General features: G+C 58.4%; 1 protein-coding gene. It reads left to right on the top strand.

Going from position 1 to position 308, the window contains the following annotated elements; genetic code table 11:
• A partial coding sequence (locus HX774_RS19515) for a hypothetical protein (protein ID WP_178829039.1) occupies window positions 1-279 on the top strand: 279 nt, incomplete at its 5' end.
• Between the last annotated feature and the right edge of the window lie 29 nt (window positions 280-308).

Here is a 308-nt window from a genome sequence, read left to right on the forward strand (position 1 = left end):
CTGTTGCTCATCCGTTTGCACAACGCTGATTTATGGAAGTCCTCAGCGCTCGCCGACAGTCCCAATGCGCAGGTTGAGAAGCACGGCAAGTCAGGAAACACTGTCGACAAGCCGCATTTCATCGCAGGACACACGGCGCTCATTCGTGACGCGAGCGATGAACTGGCGACCTACTATTCGAGCCACTTCGGTGTCCCGCCAGCCCTTGCCAGGAAACAGGCCCGAAACGCCGTAAGTGCGCTGATCTCCGGAGCGTACAACCTTTGCGAGTGGGCCTGAGCCAATGGATCGGATCGAGCCCACGAGAC

This window comes from Brevundimonas sp. P7753, assembly GCF_013386595.1.
GTDB lineage: Bacteria > Pseudomonadota > Alphaproteobacteria > Caulobacterales > Caulobacteraceae > Brevundimonas > Brevundimonas bullata.